The sequence below is a fragment of the Streptomyces fulvorobeus genome (assembly GCF_013167895.1).
Lineage (GTDB): Bacteria > Actinomycetota > Actinomycetes > Streptomycetales > Streptomycetaceae > Streptomyces > Streptomyces fulvorobeus.
On sequence record NZ_BLWC01000001.1, the window covers coordinates 554888 to 571506 of the forward strand.

Below are 16619 nucleotides of genomic sequence, written 5' to 3' on the forward strand. Positions count from 1 at the left end.
CCCGGCACCGCCCGCGCGGGCCGCCGGACGGCGACCCGTACCCGAGGACAGGACAGCGCACCGTGGCCGAGACCGCCCGTCACCCCGCGAGCCGCTACGGCAACCGGCCGACCATGAAAGACGTGGCAGCCCGCGCCGGAGTGGGCCTGAAGACGGTGTCCCGGGTGGTGAACAGCGAGGCCGGCGTCACGCCCGACACCGAACGCCGTGTCCAGGAGGCGATCGACGCCCTCGGCTTTCGCCGCAACGACAGCGCGCGCGTCCTGCGCAAGGGCCGTACCGCCTCCATCGGACTCGTCCTGGAGGATCTGGCCGACCCGTTCTACGGGCCGTTGAGCCGCGCGGTCGAGGAGGTCGCCCGCGCCCACGGCGCGCTCCTGATCAACGGTTCGAGCGCCGAGGACCCCGAGCGCGAGCAGGAGCTGGTACTGGCGCTCTGCGCCCGCCGGGTGGACGGCCTGATCGTGATCCCCGCGGGCGACGACCACCGCTATCTGGAGCCCGAGATAAAGGCGGGCATCGCCACCGTCTTCGTGGACCGCCCGGCCGGGCGCATCGACGCCGACATCGTCCTCTCCGACAGCTTCGGCGGCGCGCGCGAAGGCGTCGCCCATCTGATCGCGCACGGCCACCGCAGGATCGGCTTCATCGGTGACCAGCCGCGCATCCACACGGCGACCGAGCGGCTGCGCGGCTACCACGCGGCGATGGCGGACGCCGGCATCACCGTCCGCGACGGCTGGGTCTCGCTCGGGACGACCGAACCCGCCAGGGTCCGGGCCGCGGCCGAGGCGATGCTCGCGGGACCGGAGCCGGTCACCGCTCTCTTCGCGGGGAACAACCGTGTGACGGTGACGGCGGTACGCGTTCTCGCCGGCCGCGAACGCCCCGTCGCGCTCGTGGGCTTCGACGACATCGAACTGGCCGACCTGCTCGGCATCACCGTCATCTCCCAGGACGCGGCCGCCGTGGGCCGCACGGCGGCCGAGCACCTCTTCCGCCGTCTCGAAGGTGCCGACCACGCCCCGGCCCGCGTCGAACTGCCGACCACACTCGTGCCCCGCGGCTCCGGCGAACTCCGGCCTGTCTGACGGTACGCAGCCGCCCACCCCGTGCCGGGCGGGCGGCGGGCGAGGCTCCCTACGGAGCCGTGACCGTCAGGCCGCCCCGGCGGGGCGAGGAGAACGCGTCGAGGTCGGCACGGGTGAGGCCGGTGAGGCGGGCCACCTCGGCGATGTCGAGGGCCCCGCAGTCGATGCCGCGCAGCAGGTAGCCGCTGAGGGCCTTCGCCGTGGCGGGCTCGTCCATGACGTCACCGCCGGCCTTGGCCACGTAGGCGGCGAGGCGGGCGGCCGCTGGTTCCAGTCCCTCGCGGTAGAAGGCGTAGACGGCCGCGTAACGGGTCGGCAGGTGGCCCGGGTGCATGTCCCAGCCCTGGTAGTACGCGCGGGCCAGGGCGCGGCGGGTGAGGCCGTGGTGGAGGCGCCAGGCTTCGTGGACCTGGCGGGTGGGGCCGACCGGCAGCACGTTCGTGGAACCGTCGGAGACCCGCACGCCCGTGCCCGCGGCGGCGACCTGCATGACGGCCTTGGCGTGGTCGGCTGCCGGGTGGTCGCTCGCCTGGTACGCGGCGCTGACGCCGACGCAGGCGCTGTAGTCGAAGGTGCCGTAGTGCAGTCCGGTCGCGCGGCCCCGGGCGGCGTCGATCATGCGGGCGACGGCGGCGGTGCCGTCAGCGGCGACGATCGACTGGCTGGTCTCGATCTGGATCTCGAAGCCGAGCCGTCCGGCCGGGAGCCCGTGCGCGGCCTCGAAGGCTTCGAGCAGCTGGACGAAGGCGGTGACCTGCTCGGGGTACGTGACCTTCGGCAGCGTCAGGACGAGTCCGTCCGGGAGGCCGCCCGCCTGCATCAGCCCGGTGAGGAAGACGTCGGTCGTACGGATGCCGCGGTCGCGCACGCCGGCTTCCATGCACTTCATGCGGATGCCCATGTACGGGGCCGCGGTGCCGTCGCGGTACGCCTCGGAGATCAGCCGCGCGGCCCGGGCGGCCGCCTCGTCCTCCTCCGCGTCGGAGCGGGGGCCGTACCCGTCCTCGAAGTCGATGCGCAGGTCCTCGACCGGCTCCCGCTCCAGCTTGGCGCGTACGCGGTCGTGGACCGGACCCGCGAGATCGGCGGGGAGGCCGAGCACGCCCGCCAGGGCCGCGGCGTCGGGGGCGTGCTTGTCGAGTGCCTCCAGCGCCTGGTCGCCCCAGGACCGGACGGTGCCCGCGGTGAAGGCGTCCCCGGGGACGTACACGGTGTGGACGGGCTGGCGGGTACCGGGGTCCCCCGGGTAGCGGCGGGCGAGTTCCGCGTCCACCGATGTCAGGGAGGCACTGATGCTCTCGCTGACCTCACCGGCGAGGCTCGTCGCCACCTTCTCCTGCTGACCCATTCCCACACCCTCCAAGCATTCACTGTTTCCGCTTCCCGGAATCAGTAATCCACATAGTGAAGTTAGTAGGCGGTCGTGACCTGCGTCAATGGTCGCCCGGAAGCGGCCGGGGCCGCGCGGTGAGATCACCACGCGGCCCCGGGCCTTCGGAACTGCCCTTGTTTCAGTTTTTGCGGGTGTGTACTTCTTGGGTGAGTTGGGGCAGGACGGTGTGGAGGTCGCCGATGATGCCGTAGTCGGCGAGGTCGAAGATGGGGGCTTCGGGGTCTTTGTTGACGGCGATGATGGTTTTGGAGGTCTGCATGCCTGCGCGGTGCTGGATGGCGCCGGAGATGCCGGAGGCGATGTAGAGCTGGGGGAGACGGATTTGCCGGTCTGGCCGACCTGGTTGGTGTGGGGGTACCAGCCGGCGTCGACGGCGGCCCGGGAGGCTCCCACGGCTGCGCCGAGGGAGTCGGCGAGGGCTTCGATGACGGCGAAGTTCTCCGCGCCGTTGACGCCGCGTCCCCCCGAGACGACGATCGCGGCTTCGGTCAGCTCGGGGCGTCCGGTGGACTGGCGGGGGGTGCGCGAGACGATGCGGGTGCCGGTCGCGGCGGGGGTGAAGGTGACGGTGAGGGTTTCCACCGTGCCCGGGGCCGGGGCCGGCTGGACGGGGGCGGAGTTCGCCTTGACCGTGATCACGGGGATGCCGTGGGTGATACGGGACTTGGTGGTGTAGGAGGCGGCGAACGCGGCCTGGGTCGCGACGGGGCCCAGGTCACCGGCTTCGATGTCGATGGCGTCGGTGATGATCCCCGACCCGGTGCGCACCGCGAGGCGCGCGGCGATCTCCTTGCCCTCGGCCGAGGAGGGCACCAGCACCGCGGCCGGGGGCTGGGCCAGGGACTGGCAGGCGGCGTGCAGGGCATCGACCTTGGGCACCACCAGGTAGTCGGCGAACTCCGGGGCCTGCGCGGTCAGGACCCTGACCGCACCGTGCTCGGCCAGCACCCCCGCGGTCTCCGCCGCCCCCTCACCCAGCGCCACCGCCACCGGGTCACCCAGACGCCGGGCCAGCGTCAGCAGCTCAAGCGTGGGCTTACGGACAGCACCGCCGACATGATCGACGTAGACAACAACTTCAGCCATGACAAAGATCTCCAGCCAAAAGAGAAGGGGAACAGACGGGGCACACGGGGAAGACGGGGCCAACGACCCAGACGCCGGACAACCGGGACAGCCGGGGCGGCCGTTTGGGGGGTTAGATGAACTTCTGGGTGGCGAGGTATTCCGCGAGCTGCCTGCCGCCCTCACCCTCGTCCTTGACGACCGTGCCCGCCGTGCGGGCCGGCCGCTTGACCGCGGAGTCCACGGCCGTCCACGCACCCGCCAGACCCACCTCAGCGGCGTCCAGCTCCAGATCCCGAAGATCCAGCGAGTCCACGGGCTTCTTCTTCGCCGCCATGATCCCCTTGAACGAGGGGTAACGGGCCTCACCCGACTGGTCGGTCACCGAGACCACCGCCGGCAGCGACGCCTCCACCTCCTCCGAGGCACTGTCACCGTCACGCCGCCCCGACACCACACCGCCCTCCACCTTCACCCGCGAGAGCAACGTCACCTGCGGCACACCCAGACGCTCCGCCAGAACCGCCGGAAGCACCCCCATCGTCCCGTCCGTCGACGCCATCCCCGCGATCACCAGATCAAACCCCGCCCGCTCCACCACCCGCGCCAGCACCAGCGACGTCCCCATCACATCACTGCCGTGCAACGCCTCATCCTCCACATGCACCGCCTTGTCCGCACCCATCGACAACGCCTTGCGCAACGCATCCTTCGCATCCCCAGGCCCCACCGTCACCACCGTGACCTCACAACCCTCCACCCCACCCGCAATCTGCAACGCCTGCTCCACCGCATACTCATCCAACTCCGACAACAGACCATCCACACCCTCACGGTCCACCGTCAGATCATCAGCAAACCCCCGATCACCCGACGCATCCGGCACAAACTTCACACACACAACAATCCTCAAACTCACGCCGACTCCTATTGCCTCGTCATTTCCGGGCTGCCTTGTCGCTCGCAGCATAGGCGCCTGGTGGGGCGGTTTCCGGTCGTGGCGACCGACGCTCCGACCCAAATATTACTAAGCAGTACACCGAGTGGCCGATACATAAGCAAGCGCTTGGACTGTGATCTGTCCGACGCCGCCGAGCCTTGTCGCGCCTGGGCGGGGTCAGTCACGGAGGGCTGTGAAGCGGCCCTGGTGGTAGAGGAGCGGCCGACCGCCTCCTGCCGGGTCTCCGGCCACGGCCTGAGCGATGACGATGCGGTGGTCGCCCGCCGGGACCCGGGCCACCACACGGCACACCAGCCAGGCGAGCACTCCGCCGAGCACCGGAACGCCTTCGGGCCCGCTGCGCCAGTCGGTGGACGGACCGAAGCGGTCGGCGCCGCTCCGCGCGAAGGTGGCGGCCAGCTCACGCTGGTGTTCCCCGAGTATGTGGACACCGATGTGGCCGGCCTCCGCGATGACCGGCCAGCTGGAGGACGAGGTCCCCACGCCGAAGGAGATCAGCGGCGGCTCGGCGGCGACCGAGTTGAGGGAGGTGGCGGTGAACCCCACCGGGGACCCGACGGCCGCGGTGATCACGGCCACGCCCGCGGCGTGCTGCCGGAAGACGGAACGCAGGAGATCGGGAGAGGCCGTCCGGGAGATGGGGAGCCCGGACGAAGCCGTCGTGGAACTGTCCTCCCGCTGAGGATGCGCAGCGGACCGCGGGCGCTCAGACACCGGGACGGCGCGCACTCGTGTCGCGGACCAGGACGGTGCGGGCCGGGCCGTGGCAAAGGAGTTCAGGCGGCATAACGTCAGACTGACGATGCGTGGAGGGGGCAGTCAAGCAGGTTCCGCTATGTGGGAGATGCGTCACGGTCGGTCACATCGCCTGGCCGAGCGCCGCGACGACATCGGCCGTACGCGGTTGTCCCGCCGCGCGGCGGACGATCCGGCCGGCCGCGTCGAGGACCAGGACGGTCGGGGTCCTGGTGATGTCCAGCCGGCGCACCAGGGCGAGATGGGCCTCGGCGTCGATTTCGACGTGGGTGACGCCCTCCACCATGCCGGCGACCTCGGCGAGGGTTCTGCGTGTGGCGCGGCAGGGCTGGCAGAAGGCGCTGGAGAACTGTACGAGAGTGGCCCGCTCCCCCAGTTCCACGCCGAGTTGGGACGCGTCGAGGCTGTCGGCACGTGTCTGCCCGTCCACTGTCGCTCTCCTGTCAGAGTTCATCGCAAAGGGTCAGCACCGGGCGGCGGTGAGACATTCCCGGAGGTACCACGTGATGAGAATCTCGCGCTCCGTACCCTCCGGGGCTGGCCACGGCGTCGCGCATGGGGCACGATCGGCCCAATGCCGAATACCTACGGCTGCGTAACTTCCGCCGGGAGAAACTCCCCAGGCATTGAAAGAAGGGTCTTCTCCAGATGGCAGAACTCGTCTATCGGCCGGTCATCGGCGCCGCTCGCACCCTGTTCAAGGCGCTCGACCTGAAGATCGACACTCAGGGTTCGGAGCACATCCCGAAGACCGGCGGTGCGGTTCTGGTCAGCAACCACATCAGCTACCTGGACTTCATCTTCACCGGCCTGGGCGCGCTGCCGCAGAAGCGGCTCGTGCGCTTCATGGCGAAGGAATCGGTCTTCCGGCACAAGGTCTCCGGACCGCTGATGCGGGGAATGAAGCACATCCCCGTCGACCGCGACCAGGGCGAGGACGCGTACGCGCACGCCCTCGCGTCGCTGCGGTCCGGTGAGATCGTCGGGGTGTTCCCCGAAGCGACGATCTCGCAGTCGTTCACCCTGAAGAGCTTCAAGTCGGGTGCGGCGCGTCTGGCCCAGGAAGCCGGCGTACCGCTGATCCCGATGGCGCTGTGGGGTACGCAGCGCATCTGGACGAAGGGGCGGCCCCGCAACTTCGGCCGCAGCCACATCCCGGTGACCATCCGGGTGGGCGAGCCGATGGAGGCCCCTACAGACCAGTACGCGGGTGCGATCACGCGGCGGCTGCGGGACCGGGTGCAGGAGCTCCTGGAGGCGGCGCAGCGCGCGTATCCCGTACGCCCGAAGGACGCGAGTGACACGTGGTGGGTCCCGGCCCACCTAGGTGGCACGGCTCCGACGCCCGCCGAGGTGCGCGAGCAGGGCTGACCCCCAGGGCGTCAGCCGGCGGTGTGAACGGTGATCCGCGCGCCGGGGCTCAGTTTCTCCAGCGATCCGGCGAGCTCGGCGCCCACGGCGCCGAGCTCGCCGACCGCATTCCGGTGGGAGGCGAGGACGCCGGCCACCGTGTGCCTCGAAGCGGGGACTACTTCGCCATCTCCTCCTTGAGGGCCTGCACGAAGGCGTCGACGTCTTCCTCCGCAGTGTCGAAGGAGCACATCCAGCGGACGTCTCCGGCAGGCTCGTCCCAGAAGTAGAAGCGGAAGCGCTTCTGCAGCCGCTCGCTCACCGCGTGCGGCAGGCGCGCGAACACCGCGTTCGCCTGCACCGGGTGCAGGATCTCCACGCCGTCCACCCCGCGGACCCCTTCGGCGAGCCGCTGGGCCATGGCGTTGGCGTGGCGGGCGTTGCGCAGCCAGAGGTCACGCGACAGCAGCGCCTCCAGCTGGACCGACACGAAGCGCATCTTCGAGGCGAGCTGCATCGACAGCTTGCGCAGGTGCTTCATCGCCCTGACCGCGTCCGGGTCGAGGACGATGACCGCCTCGCCGAAGATCGCGCCGTTCTTCGTGCCGCCGAAGGACAGGACGTCGACGCCGACCGCGTTGGTGAACGCGCGCATGGGCACGTCCAGCGAGGCGGCGGCGTTGGCTATCCGGGCGCCGTCGAGGTGCACCTTCATGCCGTGCCCGTGGGCGTGGTCGCAGATGGCGCGGATCTCGTCGGGGGTGTAGACGGTACCCAGCTCGGTGTTCTGGGTGATCGACACGACCTGCGGCATCGCCCGGTGCTCGTCGTCCCAGCCGTACGCCTGGCGGTCGATGAGCTCGGGCGTCAGCTTGCCGTCGGGCGTCGGCACGGTGAGCAGCTTGAGGCCGCCCATGCGCTCTGGGGCGCCTCCCTCGTCCACGTTGATGTGCGCGGACTCGGCGCAGATGACGGCACCCCAGCGGTCGGTCAGCGCCTGGAGGGCGAGGACGTTGGCACCGGTGCCGTTGAAGACCGGGAAGGCTTCCGAACTGGAACCGAAGTGGCTGTGCACCAGGCGCTGGAGGTGCTCGGTGTAGTCGTCCCCGCCGTAGGCGACCTGGTGGCCGCCGTTGGCGAGGGCGAGGGCGGCGAGGATCTCGGGGTGGGCGCCGGCGTAGTTGTCACTGGCGAAGCCGCGTACCCGCGGATCGTGATGACGACGCGCGTCGGTCTTTACGGTTGCGGGGTCAGCCACAGGCGTTTTCCGTTCACTTCTCCGGCGGGCATGTCCCAGACGCCGGCGATGGCCTCGGCCAGCTCCTTGACGTCGGTGAAGCCCGCGAACTTCGCGTTCGGGCGCTCGGCGCGCATCGCGTCGTGCACCAGCGCCTTGACGACCAGGATCGCAGCCGCGGTCTTCGGGCCTTCGTCACCCCCCGCCTTGCGGAAGGCGTCGGCGAGCGCGAGGGTCCACGCCTCGGCCGCCGCCTTGGAGGCGGAGTAGGCGGCGTTGCCCGCGGTGGGCGCGCTCGCTCCGGCCGCGCTGATGAGCAGGTAGCGGCCCCGGTCGCTGCGACCGAGCCCCTGCTCGAAGGCGAGCGAGGTGGACTGGACCGTGCGGATCAGCAGTTTCTCCAGCAGATCCCAGTCGGCGAGGTCGGTCTCGGCGAAGGTACGGCCGCCGCGCCAGCCTCCGACGAGGTGCACCAGACCGTCGATCCGTCCGAACTCCTTCTCCGTCCTGTCCGCCCACTCCCTGGCCGCCGCCAGGTCGAGCAGGTCGACGGTGTCGCCGGTGACGGTCGCGCCGCCGTGGGCGTAGCGGGCCGCGTCGACGGCCTCGGCCAGCCGCTCGGGATCGGCGTCCGAGGCGACGACGGTGGCGCCGGCCTCGGCAAGCCTCAGCAGGGTGGCCCGGCCGGCCGGTCCGGCCGCCCCCGCGACCGCGATGACCGCGCCTTCGAGCGCGCTACCGCCGCCGTTTCCGGTCGTTCCTGTCATGGACTCCGCCTCCTCAGGACGAGCGCTCACGCGGCTGCCTGCCCGGCGTCGGCCGCGGTGATCCCCTTGGTGGAGGCGATCACGTGCTTGAGCTTCTTGGAGAGTGCCTCGTAGAACATGCTCAGGGGAAACTCGTCCGGGAGGACGTCGTCCACGAGCTTGCGCGGCGGCTGGGTGAGGTCCAGCGCGTCGGGTCCCTTGGCCCAGCGGGAGCCGGGGTGCGGGGAGAGGTAGGCCGACACCAGGTCGTACGCGGCGAACCAGTGGACGAGCTTGGGGCGGTCGATGCCGTCCCGGTACAGCTTCTCGATCTCGCCGCAGAGCTGGTTGGTGACCTGTGGGGCCCGGTCCCAGTCGATCTTCAGCGTGTTGTCGGTCCAGCGCAGCACATCGTGCTTGTGCAGGTAGGCGAAGAGGAGCTGGCCGCCGAGGCCGTCGTAGTTGCGGACGCGCTCGCCCGTGACGGGGAAGCGGAACATCCGGTCGAAGAGCACGGCGAACTGCACGTCGCGGCCGTGGGTGTTGCCCTCGGCCTCGAGTTTCACGGCCTCCTTGAAGGCGGTGAGGTCGCACCGCAGCTCCTCAAGGCCGTACATCCAGAACGGCTGGCGCTGCTTGATCATGAAGGGGTCGAACGGCAGGTCGCCGTGGCTGTGGGTGCGGTCGTGGACCATGTCCCAGAGGACGAACGCCTGCTCGCAGCGGGCCTGGTCGCCGATCATCTCGCGTACGTCGTCGGGCAGCTCGACGCCCAGGAGGTCGACCGACGCCTCGGTGACCCGGCGGAAGCGCGCGGCCTCGCGGTCGCAGAAGATGCCGCCCCAGCTGAAGCGCTCGGGGGCCTCGCGCACGGCGATGGTCTCCGGGAAGAGGACCGCGGAGTTGGTGTCGTAACCCGAGGTGAAGTCCTCGAAGGTGATGCCGCAGAAGAGCGGGTTGTCGTAACGCGTCGCTTCGAGCTCGGCGAGCCACTGGGGCCAGACCATCCGCAGCACGACCGCTTCGAGGTTGCGGTCCGGGTTGCCGTTCTGCGTGTACATCGCGAAGACGACCAGGTGCTGGAGGCCGTCGGCGCGGCTCTTGGCCGGCTGGAAGGCCAGCAGCGAGTCGAGGAAGTCGGGGACACCGAACCCTTCCGCGGCCCAGCGGCGCAGGTCCGCGACGAGGGCGCGGTGGTACGCGGCGTCGTGCGGGAGCAGCGGGGAGAGCTCGTCGATCGCGGTGACCACACGGTCGATCGCCTCGGCGGCCGTCGCGGGCGAGGGCGCGTGCTCGGCGCCGAAGTCGATGGAACCGTCCTTCGACTGCCAGGGACGGATGTCCTCCACGGCGTTCTTGAGCGCGGGCCAGGCAGAGTGCTCGATCACCCGGGGGGCGGTCGCTATGGCGCCGTCGGTGACGTCGTGCAAAAGAATTTCCGTCATAACACTTCCTCCACGGGAGAACCTCGCGTGAAGCAACCGTATCCGTGCGCAGTCACTTCAGACAAGTGGAGTTCAGCAAATCGTCCTGCCGACCCCCGGTGGTCACCGCTATTTTTCCCGTGCTCTGCCCTAAAGACGCCCGTTCCGTCGGCCTTTTCCGGGCCTGACGTGAGCTCCAGGGTACGGCTTCACACCGTCGTGGCGCCGGGTGCCGCGTGGGTGGGAGCGGCACGCTGGGTAGGAACCGCACGCGGGAGTCGTCCACGGAAGCGAGAACGCCTTGACTTTTCTCACCATCGGCCATCGCGGGGTCATGGGTGTCGAACCGGAGAACACCCTGCGCTCCTTCGTCCACGCGGAACAGGCCGGCATGGACGCCATCGAACTCGACCTCCATCTGAGCAAGGACGGCGCGCTCGCTGTCATGCACGACGCCCTGGTGGACCGCACGACCGACGGCACGGGGCCGATCGCCGGGAAGACCCTGGCCGAACTGCGGGAGCTCGATGCCGGGCAGGGCGAGCGGGTGCCGGTCTTCGAGGAGGTGCTCGACGCGGTCGCCGCGCCGCTCCAGGCGGAGATCAAGGACGCCGCGGCGGCACGTGCCCTCGCCGAGGTGATGTCCAGGCGCGGCCTCGTCGGCCGGGTCGAGGTGTCGTCGTTCCACGACGAGGCGGTCGCCGAGATCGCGCGGCTGGTCCCGGGCGTACGGACGGTGCTCATCGCCAGCCGCTGGGGCGGCGACGTCGTGGCCCGGGCGAGGGCCGTGGGCGCGGCGGCGCTCGCGCTGAACATCCGCCGCCTCACGCTGGAAACCGTCGAGGAGGCGCACGCCGAGGGCCTGAAGGTGATCGGCTGGGTGGTGAACACACAGGACCATCTGCGTCTCGTACGCGCGCTCGGCCTCGACGGAGCGACGACTGACTACCCGGAGATCCGCCGCGCGGGCCGCTTCACCGCGTAGCCCGGCGTCAGGGGGGCGCGCAACTCCTTGACCAGCAGCTCGAACGCCAGGTCGGCACGTTGCGGAACACCGAAGCGCTCGTCGCCGTACGGGAAGGGGGTCAGCTGTCCCGTACGGCGGTAGCCGCGGCGCTCGTACCAGGCGATCAGCTCCGCGCGGGCGGTTATCACCGTCATGTGCATCTCGCGGACACCCCAGCTCTCCACGACCGCGCGCTCGGCCTCGGCGATGACCACCTTGCCGAGGCCCGCGCCCTGAAGCTCCGGACGCACGGCGAACATCCCGAAGTACGCCGCGTCGCCGCGGTGTTCGAGCTGGCAGCAGGCGACCGGCGTCCCGTCGCGCTCGACCACCAGCAGGCGGCCCGACTCCGCCGCCATGATCTCCCGGACGCCTTCCGTGTCCGTCCGCTGCCCCTGGAGGATGTCCGCCTCGGTGGTCCACCCGGCCCGGCTGGAGTCGCCGCGGTAGGCGGATTCGACGAGCCGCACGAGGGCGGCCACGTCGTCCTCGGTCGCGTCGCGGAAGGTGAGCGGTCCGGAGTCCCGGGGCGGCGCCGTGTCCATGGTGAGGCTCTCCGTTCTCTGTGCTGCCGGGGGTGCCGCACGAGACTAACCCGGCCGGGAGCGCCCCCCGCAGGCCCGTCCGCGCTCCCTTCTCACCCCAATGCGCCGGGTACGGGTGGGCGGAACCCGGGCATCGATGGGACGACACCGGTGTCGTACGCCTGAGGGGGAGGTGCGCCGTGCACGGACCTGCGCTGTCCGGCTGGCTGCTGATGGTGTTGTGCGCGGTGGCGGGCGCCTCCTGCCTGGCGCGTACGCGCGGCGAGACAGGGGAGGTACGCAGAGCGGGCCGCGCGGAAGCGGCGATGGGCTTCGGTATGGCCGCGATGGCGCTGCCCGCCGCACTGGTCAGACCGCCGGGCTGGGCGTGGGCCGTGTACACGGTGCTGTTCGGCGGTGCGGCGCTGCGTGCCCTGTGGTTCATACGGGGCGGGGGCCACCACCTCCCGCACCACGCGCATCATCTCGTCGGCTCGCTGGCGATGGTCTACATGGCGGTGGCCATGGCACCGGGCGCGGGGCGGGCGGCCACGCCGGGCACGGTGCGCCGCCGCCCGGCGGGGTCCCTCTGCTGACCGGGCTGCTCCTGGCGTACTACGCCCTCTACGTCCTGGCCTCGGCGGGCCGGCTGATCCCGGTGCCCGTCGCCGCGGGCGTCGCGGTCGACGGTGGTGACGGGGGCGGCGGAGCGCGGCCCGAGCTGGCGCTCGCCTGCCGGCTGACGATGGGCATAGCCATGTTCGCGATGCTGCTCACCCTGTGAGACAGGAGGCCCGAGAAGCCGTGGCGTACGTCACTTGCCGGGCGGAGCCGCACCAGGGAGCACACGGCGCTCATAGGCTGACCACATGTTGGTCTCCCTCGTGCTGCTGCTGCTCGGTGCGCTGGCCGCCCTCGTGACACCGGGCCTGATGGCACGGGCGCGGTGGCCGGAGCGCGAGCCGGTGGTGGCCCTGTGGGTGTGGCAGTGCGTCGTGGCCGGGGTGCTGCTGTCGTTCGGCCTCTCCATGATGTTCAGCGCCTCCGCCGCCTGGCAGGCCGTTCGCGGGCAGGTGTTCGCTCCCGCGCCGCACGCGGTGGTCGAGGCGTACGCCCTCGTGGCGTACGGCCCCTGGTCGGCGGTGATCGCCGTACTGCTGGCCCTGGGCGGCGCGTGGACGCTGGCCATGCTCGTACGGGAGGTCCGCAGGGCGCGGTCGCGTCGTGCGCGGCGCCGCGAGGAACTGCTGGTCCGCGCGCCGCTGATGCCCGGCGAGGAGCCCCGTGGCGGGCGGTTGGTGGTGCTGGAGGGTGAGCGCCCCGACGCCTGGTGGCTGCCCGGCGCCGCACCCCGGCTCGTCGTCACCACGGCCGCTCTCGGCCGCCTGAAGGGCCGCCAGCTCGACGCTCTGCTGGCGCACGAGCAGGGGCACGCGCGGGCCAGGCACGACTGGCTGCTGCACTGCTCGGGCGCGCTGGCCTCGGGTTTTCCGCGGGTACCGGTCTTCGCCGCGTTCCGTGGGGAGATGCACCGGCTCGTCGAACTCGCCGCCGACGACGTGGCATCACGCCGTTTCGGCCGGCTCACGACCGCGCTGGCCCTGGTCGGGCTCAACGAGGACCGGGGCGTGTTCGGCCCGTGTCCTTCACCGGACGCCCAGGTCCCGCTCCGGGTGAACCGCTTGCTGGCGCCCACGGAGCGGCTCACCGCCGGCCGCAAGCTGCGACTGACCGCGGCGGCCACCCTGCTGCCCGCCGTCCCGCTGCTGGTGGCTTTCGCGCCCGGAATCCGCGCACTGGGATAGCCGGTCGCGGCGTACGTCGGCGAGTATCACCCCCATGCGCCTGATGAACCCCCACACCTCTCCCCCGCCCACGACCACCGCGCCGACCCTCGCCTCGTACGGGCGGGCACCGTCTGCACGGCCCTGGCGGTGGTGCTCGTGGCTCTCGTCGCGGCGAGCTGGTCGCCGCTCATGTCGGTGGACCGCACCATCGCCGACACCCTGCACCGCAGTGCCGTGACGGAACCGGGACTCGTACACCTCAACCGCGTGCTGACGGACTGGGTGTGGGACCCCTGGACGATGCGGGCCCTGATCGCGGTGACGGTCCTCGCCCTGTGGTGGCGCGGCGCCCGGTCGCTCGCCGCCTGGGTGGCCGTCACGAGCGTGCTCTCCGCCCTCGTGCAGCAGGGGCTCAAAGCCGCCATCGGCCGGGACAGGCCCCAGTGGCCGGACCCGGTGGACTCCGCGCACTACGCCGCCTTCCCGTCCGGTCACGTGATGACCACGGTGGTGACCTGCGCCCTCATGCTGTGGCTGCTGCGGCTGAACGGAATCACGCCGCTCTGGTGGCGGGCGGCACTGACGGCCGCCGTCGTCTCGGTCGTCGGCGTCGGCTTCACACGGATCTATCTCGGCGTCCACTGGATGACGGATGTGGTGGGCGGCACACTGCTGGGCGCGGCGGTGGCCACGTTCGCGATCGTCGGCTACCCGGTGTTCCAGACCCGTACGGGCGCCGAGGACCGGGAGCGAGGGGTGGTCGCCGCACCCCGGGGGAGCAATGGAAACCAGCCATAAACCGGGCCGGCGTGGAGATGTGAGGGATATCCCCGTCGCACAATGTGTCGGATTGTCGGACGGGGGTCGTAGCCTTGTGCCCATGTCCACCTCTTCGACCCCGTCCGGTTCCGTGCGTTCCGCCTCCGTCGTCAATGCGGCGATTCGCGACCTGTGGCAGAGCTCGGGCGGCTACCTGTCCCCTGAGGACGAGGCCGAGTACCAGCGACTGCTGGTGGAGTGGGCCACGGCCGCGGGGACGAGCGTGCGTTCCGCAGCCTGACGGAGGCGAAAGCTCCGAACGCACCCGGCGGGCTGTGCGATGCTCCCGGCATGACCGACCGCCCCGCAGTGCTCATCCACCGTCTGTCCGGCCGGGACCTCTCCCCCGCCGATGGGCTCCCCCCGCTGCTGACCGCGTACCACCTGTGCACGGAGGCCGGGAAGGGCCGGGCCGTCGACCGGGTCGAGGCGCTGCCCGCGCGCTACCGCGCGGAGATCCTCTCGCCGAGCAGCGCCTTCGCCGACGATGTCGTCGTGATCGCCAGGAGCGAGGGCGCGTCGGTCGGCTGCCTTGTGGTGACCGCTCCGGTGGGCGGGCGGACCGAGATCAAACGCCTGTGGGTGGAGCCCGCGGTGCGGGGCGCCGGGGTGGCTTCCGCACTGGTCGGCTGCGCGCTGGACCACGCGGCGCAGACCGGCGCGACTCCGGTGGCGCTCTCCGTCTGGAACTGGCGCCCGGAAGCCATCGCGCTCTACGAACGGCTCGGCTTCGGAGTGGTCGGCTCCTGGGACGCGCGGGACGGCCTCGTCCGCATGGAACGCGCCTGATCCGGTGGTCCCCGCCGGACCTCGGGCAGGCGTACGCCGAGCCGGCCGGACCCGTGCGGGTCCGGCCGGCTCGCGGGAACGGTGGCGTCCCCGGGTGGTCGTCGGTCAGGCGGTGAGCCGACGGCCTAGCGGTCGAAGTAGTCCGGCTGCGTCTGCACGTTGAGCTCGGACATCCGCACCTTCTTCGCCGGGTCGGTCCGCCGGTCGTCGATCCTCAGCACATCGAAGCCCTTGGCGATGTCGTTGCTGTAGATGTGACCGTTGTAGTAGTACGCGGACCACGGACCGGCCGTGGTGACCCTGTCCAGGGTGACCGGGCCGCGCTCGAAGAAGGCGATCTCCTTCGGCGCCGCGGAGTTGGTGAAGTCCCACACCGAGATGCCGCCCTGGTACCACGCCTGGACCATCAGGTCGCGGCCCTTGACCGGGATGATCGAACCGTTGTGGGCGACGCAGACCTCGGCGTCGGCCTGGTGGCGGTCGATCTTGAAGTAGCTGCGGAAGACCAGCTTGCGGTGGTCGCCGCGGCCCACGATGTCGTAGATGCCGTCGGCGCCGCGCTTGGGCCCGATGGCCTCGTTGCAGGTCGCCGCGCCGCCGCCGCCGAGCTCGTCGGTGAAGACGACCTTGTCGGCATCCTGGTTGAAGGTCGCCGAGTGCCAGAACGCGAAGTTCACGTTGTCCTGGACACGGTGGATGATCTTCGGCTTCTCCGGGTTCTCGATGGAGAACAGCAGACCGTCACCCATGCAGGCTCCGGCGGCGAGGTCCTTCGAGGGCAGCACGGTGATGTCGTGGCAGCCGGTCGTCTCGAAGACGCCCGGGTTGGTCGTCCCGCCCGGGTTCCCGCCGTCCGGGAAGAGCACCGGGAAGTTCACGATCCGGGCCTTCTCGGGGCGTTGCGCGGCACCTTGATGACGGAGATCCCGTCATGCGGCGGCTGGCAGTCGGGGAACGCCGCGTTCGGCGAGTACGAGGAGACGTACACGTACACGTTCGAACGCTCGGGACGAGCGTGTGGGTGTGCGAACCGCACGCGGTCTCGACAGCGGCGACGTACTGCGGGTTCTTCTTGTCGCTGATGTCGAAGATCTTCATGCCCTCCCAGGAGGACTTCTCCGTGGCGGGCTGAGAGGTGCTCGCACACGAGTCGTCGCTGCGCGAGGAGTCGGTGGACAGGAAGAGCAGGTCACCGGAGACCGTGATGTCGTTCTGCCCGCCGGGGCAGAGCACCTGCGCGACGGTCTTCGGGGACGACGGCTTGCTGATGTCGTAGATCACGAAGCCGTCGTAGTTGCCGGAGAACGCGTACTTCCCCTGGAACGCCAGGTCGGAGTTGGTGCCCTGGAGGGCGTCCTTCGGCACGTTGGCGAGGTGCTTGATGTTCGGGCTGTGGACGATCTCGTCCACGCCGGGTATCTCGCCGCTGCGTATCGCAGCCTCGGCCTCGGCCTCCTGGCCGGCGGAGACCCCCTTGCGGGTGGTAGGAGCATCACCGGGATCGGGCGTCGCGACGGCGGTTCCGGCGGTCAGCAGTGTGGCGAAGAGCCCGGCCGCGGCTGCTGCCACACCCAGACGTCTGCGCCGCACGCGGGTGGTGTGCAACGAAGTCACTGTGTCCTCCCTAGTATCCGTTCATGGGTGAACGGGTTCACGGACCCCGGCAGTATC

16 protein-coding genes and 3 pseudogenes are annotated in these 16619 nt (G+C 70.6%); 8 read left to right on the forward strand and 11 right to left on the reverse strand.

The genetic code is table 11. The features are described from left to right. Positions 1-62: 62 nt before the first annotated feature. Positions 63-1091 (forward strand): LacI family DNA-binding transcriptional regulator, encoded by a 1029-nt coding sequence (locus tag Sfulv_RS02290; RefSeq protein WP_173310787.1) that lies wholly within the window; start codon positions 63-65, stop codon positions 1089-1091. Between the two features lie 49 nt (positions 1092-1140). On the opposite strand, the gene Sfulv_RS02295 is transcribed toward Sfulv_RS02290, so the two are convergent. From Sfulv_RS02295 to Sfulv_RS02315, 5 genes and pseudogenes are all read right to left on the reverse strand, one after another. Continuing rightward, a complete protein-coding gene (locus tag Sfulv_RS02295; protein WP_173310789.1) occupies positions 1141-2439 on the reverse strand; it encodes a DUF6986 family protein in 1299 nt (432 codons plus the stop codon). Positions 2440-2602: 163 nt separating this feature from the next. After that, a pseudogene (locus Sfulv_RS02300) lies at positions 2603-3570 on the reverse strand (electron transfer flavoprotein subunit alpha/FixB family protein). Between the two features lie 112 nt (positions 3571-3682). Continuing rightward, on the reverse strand, positions 3683-4468 hold the full coding sequence (locus Sfulv_RS02305) for an electron transfer flavoprotein subunit beta/FixA family protein (RefSeq protein WP_173310791.1): 786 nt from the start codon (positions 4466-4468) through the stop codon (positions 3683-3685). A 198-nt stretch (positions 4469-4666) separates the two neighbouring features. Further along, positions 4667-5149: a flavin reductase family protein gene (locus tag Sfulv_RS02310; protein ID WP_256669221.1), complete on the reverse strand. Its 483-nt coding sequence runs from the start codon at positions 5147-5149 to the stop codon at positions 4667-4669. A gap of 220 nt (positions 5150-5369) precedes the next feature. After that, complete coding sequence (locus Sfulv_RS02315) at positions 5370-5696, reverse strand: TlpA family protein disulfide reductase (RefSeq protein ID WP_173310795.1); 327 nt, start codon at positions 5694-5696, stop codon at positions 5370-5372. Between the two features lie 218 nt (positions 5697-5914). Here Sfulv_RS02315 and Sfulv_RS02320 point away from each other — a divergent pair, with 218 nt between their 5' ends. Then, positions 5915-6637, forward strand: a complete 723-nt coding sequence (locus Sfulv_RS02320) for a lysophospholipid acyltransferase family protein (RefSeq protein ID WP_173310797.1) — start codon at positions 5915-5917, stop codon at positions 6635-6637. An 11-nt stretch (positions 6638-6648) separates the two neighbouring features. Here Sfulv_RS02320 and Sfulv_RS02325 read toward each other — a convergent pair whose 3' ends face one another. The 4 genes from Sfulv_RS02325 to Sfulv_RS02340 are packed head-to-tail and all read right to left on the reverse strand — an operon-like array spanning position 6649 to position 10044. Beyond that, positions 6649-6774, reverse strand: a complete 126-nt coding sequence (locus Sfulv_RS02325; RefSeq protein WP_256668795.1) for a hypothetical protein — start codon at positions 6772-6774, stop codon at positions 6649-6651. A 20-nt stretch (positions 6775-6794) separates the two neighbouring features. After that, a complete protein-coding gene (locus Sfulv_RS02330; protein WP_173310799.1) occupies positions 6795-7874 on the reverse strand; it encodes a threonine aldolase family protein in 1080 nt (359 codons plus the stop codon). Then, positions 7853-8620 carry an SDR family NAD(P)-dependent oxidoreductase gene (locus tag Sfulv_RS02335; protein WP_173310801.1) on the reverse strand — a complete coding sequence of 256 codons (768 nt, stop codon included), beginning with the start codon at positions 8618-8620 and terminating at the stop codon, positions 7853-7855. Before Sfulv_RS02335 ends, Sfulv_RS02330 begins: the two co-directional genes overlap by 22 nt. A 26-nt stretch (positions 8621-8646) precedes the next feature. Then, positions 8647-10044, reverse strand: a complete 1398-nt coding sequence (locus Sfulv_RS02340; protein WP_173310803.1) for a DUF6421 family protein — start codon at positions 10042-10044, stop codon at positions 8647-8649. A gap of 313 nt (positions 10045-10357) precedes the next feature. On the opposite strand from Sfulv_RS02340, the gene Sfulv_RS02345 reads away from it, so the two are divergent. Then, complete coding sequence (locus tag Sfulv_RS02345; protein ID WP_173317530.1) at positions 10358-11008, forward strand: glycerophosphodiester phosphodiesterase; 651 nt, start codon at positions 10358-10360, stop codon at positions 11006-11008. Here Sfulv_RS02345 and Sfulv_RS02350 read toward each other — a convergent pair. Then, complete coding sequence (locus tag Sfulv_RS02350; protein ID WP_173310805.1) at positions 10969-11574, reverse strand: GNAT family N-acetyltransferase; 606 nt, start codon at positions 11572-11574, stop codon at positions 10969-10971. The two genes, Sfulv_RS02345 and Sfulv_RS02350, sit on opposite strands and share 40 nt — an antisense overlap. Before the next feature lie 179 nt (positions 11575-11753). Between Sfulv_RS02350 and Sfulv_RS02355 the strand changes: the two are divergent. The 5 genes and pseudogenes from Sfulv_RS02355 to Sfulv_RS02375 all read left to right on the forward strand — a co-directional run bounded on the left by Sfulv_RS02355 (position 11754) and on the right by Sfulv_RS02375 (position 14948). Continuing rightward, positions 11754-12337 (forward strand): annotated as a pseudogene (locus Sfulv_RS02355) (DUF5134 domain-containing protein). A gap of 85 nt (positions 12338-12422) precedes the next feature. Beyond that, the gene (locus Sfulv_RS02360) at positions 12423-13358 is read left to right on the forward strand and encodes a M56 family metallopeptidase (RefSeq protein WP_173310808.1); all 936 of its coding nucleotides are present in this window, start codon (positions 12423-12425) and stop codon (positions 13356-13358) included. Between the two features lie 129 nt (positions 13359-13487). Continuing rightward, positions 13488-14138: a phosphatase PAP2 family protein gene (locus Sfulv_RS02365; RefSeq protein WP_371874623.1), complete on the forward strand. Its 651-nt coding sequence runs from the start codon at positions 13488-13490 to the stop codon at positions 14136-14138. 82 nt (positions 14139-14220) lie between these two features. Continuing rightward, on the forward strand, positions 14221-14400 hold the full coding sequence (locus Sfulv_RS02370; protein ID WP_173310810.1) for a hypothetical protein: 180 nt from the start codon (positions 14221-14223) through the stop codon (positions 14398-14400). Between the two features lie 50 nt (positions 14401-14450). Next, positions 14451-14948: a GNAT family N-acetyltransferase gene (locus Sfulv_RS02375; protein ID WP_173310812.1), complete on the forward strand. Its 498-nt coding sequence runs from the start codon at positions 14451-14453 to the stop codon at positions 14946-14948. Between the two features lie 125 nt (positions 14949-15073). Here Sfulv_RS02375 and Sfulv_RS02380 read toward each other — a convergent pair. Next, positions 15074-16562: pseudogene (locus tag Sfulv_RS02380) on the reverse strand (LVIVD repeat-containing protein). Positions 16563-16619: the final 57 nt, after the last annotated feature.

Excerpts from the sequence above, each read along its gene's own strand:
- Sfulv_RS02295 (WP_173310789.1), bottom strand. The coding sequence starts at position 2,439 with ATGGGTCAGCAGGAGAAGGTGGCGACGAGCCTCGCCGGTGAGGTCAGC.
- Sfulv_RS02320 (WP_173310797.1), top strand. The coding sequence starts at position 5,915 with ATGGCAGAACTCGTCTATCGGCCGGTCATCGGCGCCGCTCGCACCCTG.
- Sfulv_RS02335 (WP_173310801.1), bottom strand. The coding sequence starts at position 8,620 with ATGACAGGAACGACCGGAAACGGCGGCGGTAGCGCGCTCGAAGGCGCG.
- Sfulv_RS02340 (WP_173310803.1), bottom strand. The coding sequence starts at position 10,044 with ATGACGGAAATTCTTTTGCACGACGTCACCGACGGCGCCATAGCGACC.
- Sfulv_RS02345 (WP_173317530.1), top strand. The coding sequence starts at position 10,358 with ATGGGTGTCGAACCGGAGAACACCCTGCGCTCCTTCGTCCACGCGGAA.
- Sfulv_RS02350 (WP_173310805.1), bottom strand. The coding sequence starts at position 11,574 with ATGGACACGGCGCCGCCCCGGGACTCCGGACCGCTCACCTTCCGCGAC.
- Sfulv_RS02360 (WP_173310808.1), top strand. The coding sequence starts at position 12,423 with ATGTTGGTCTCCCTCGTGCTGCTGCTGCTCGGTGCGCTGGCCGCCCTC.
- Sfulv_RS02370 (WP_173310810.1), top strand. The coding sequence starts at position 14,221 with ATGTCCACCTCTTCGACCCCGTCCGGTTCCGTGCGTTCCGCCTCCGTC.
- Sfulv_RS02375 (WP_173310812.1), top strand. The coding sequence starts at position 14,451 with ATGACCGACCGCCCCGCAGTGCTCATCCACCGTCTGTCCGGCCGGGAC.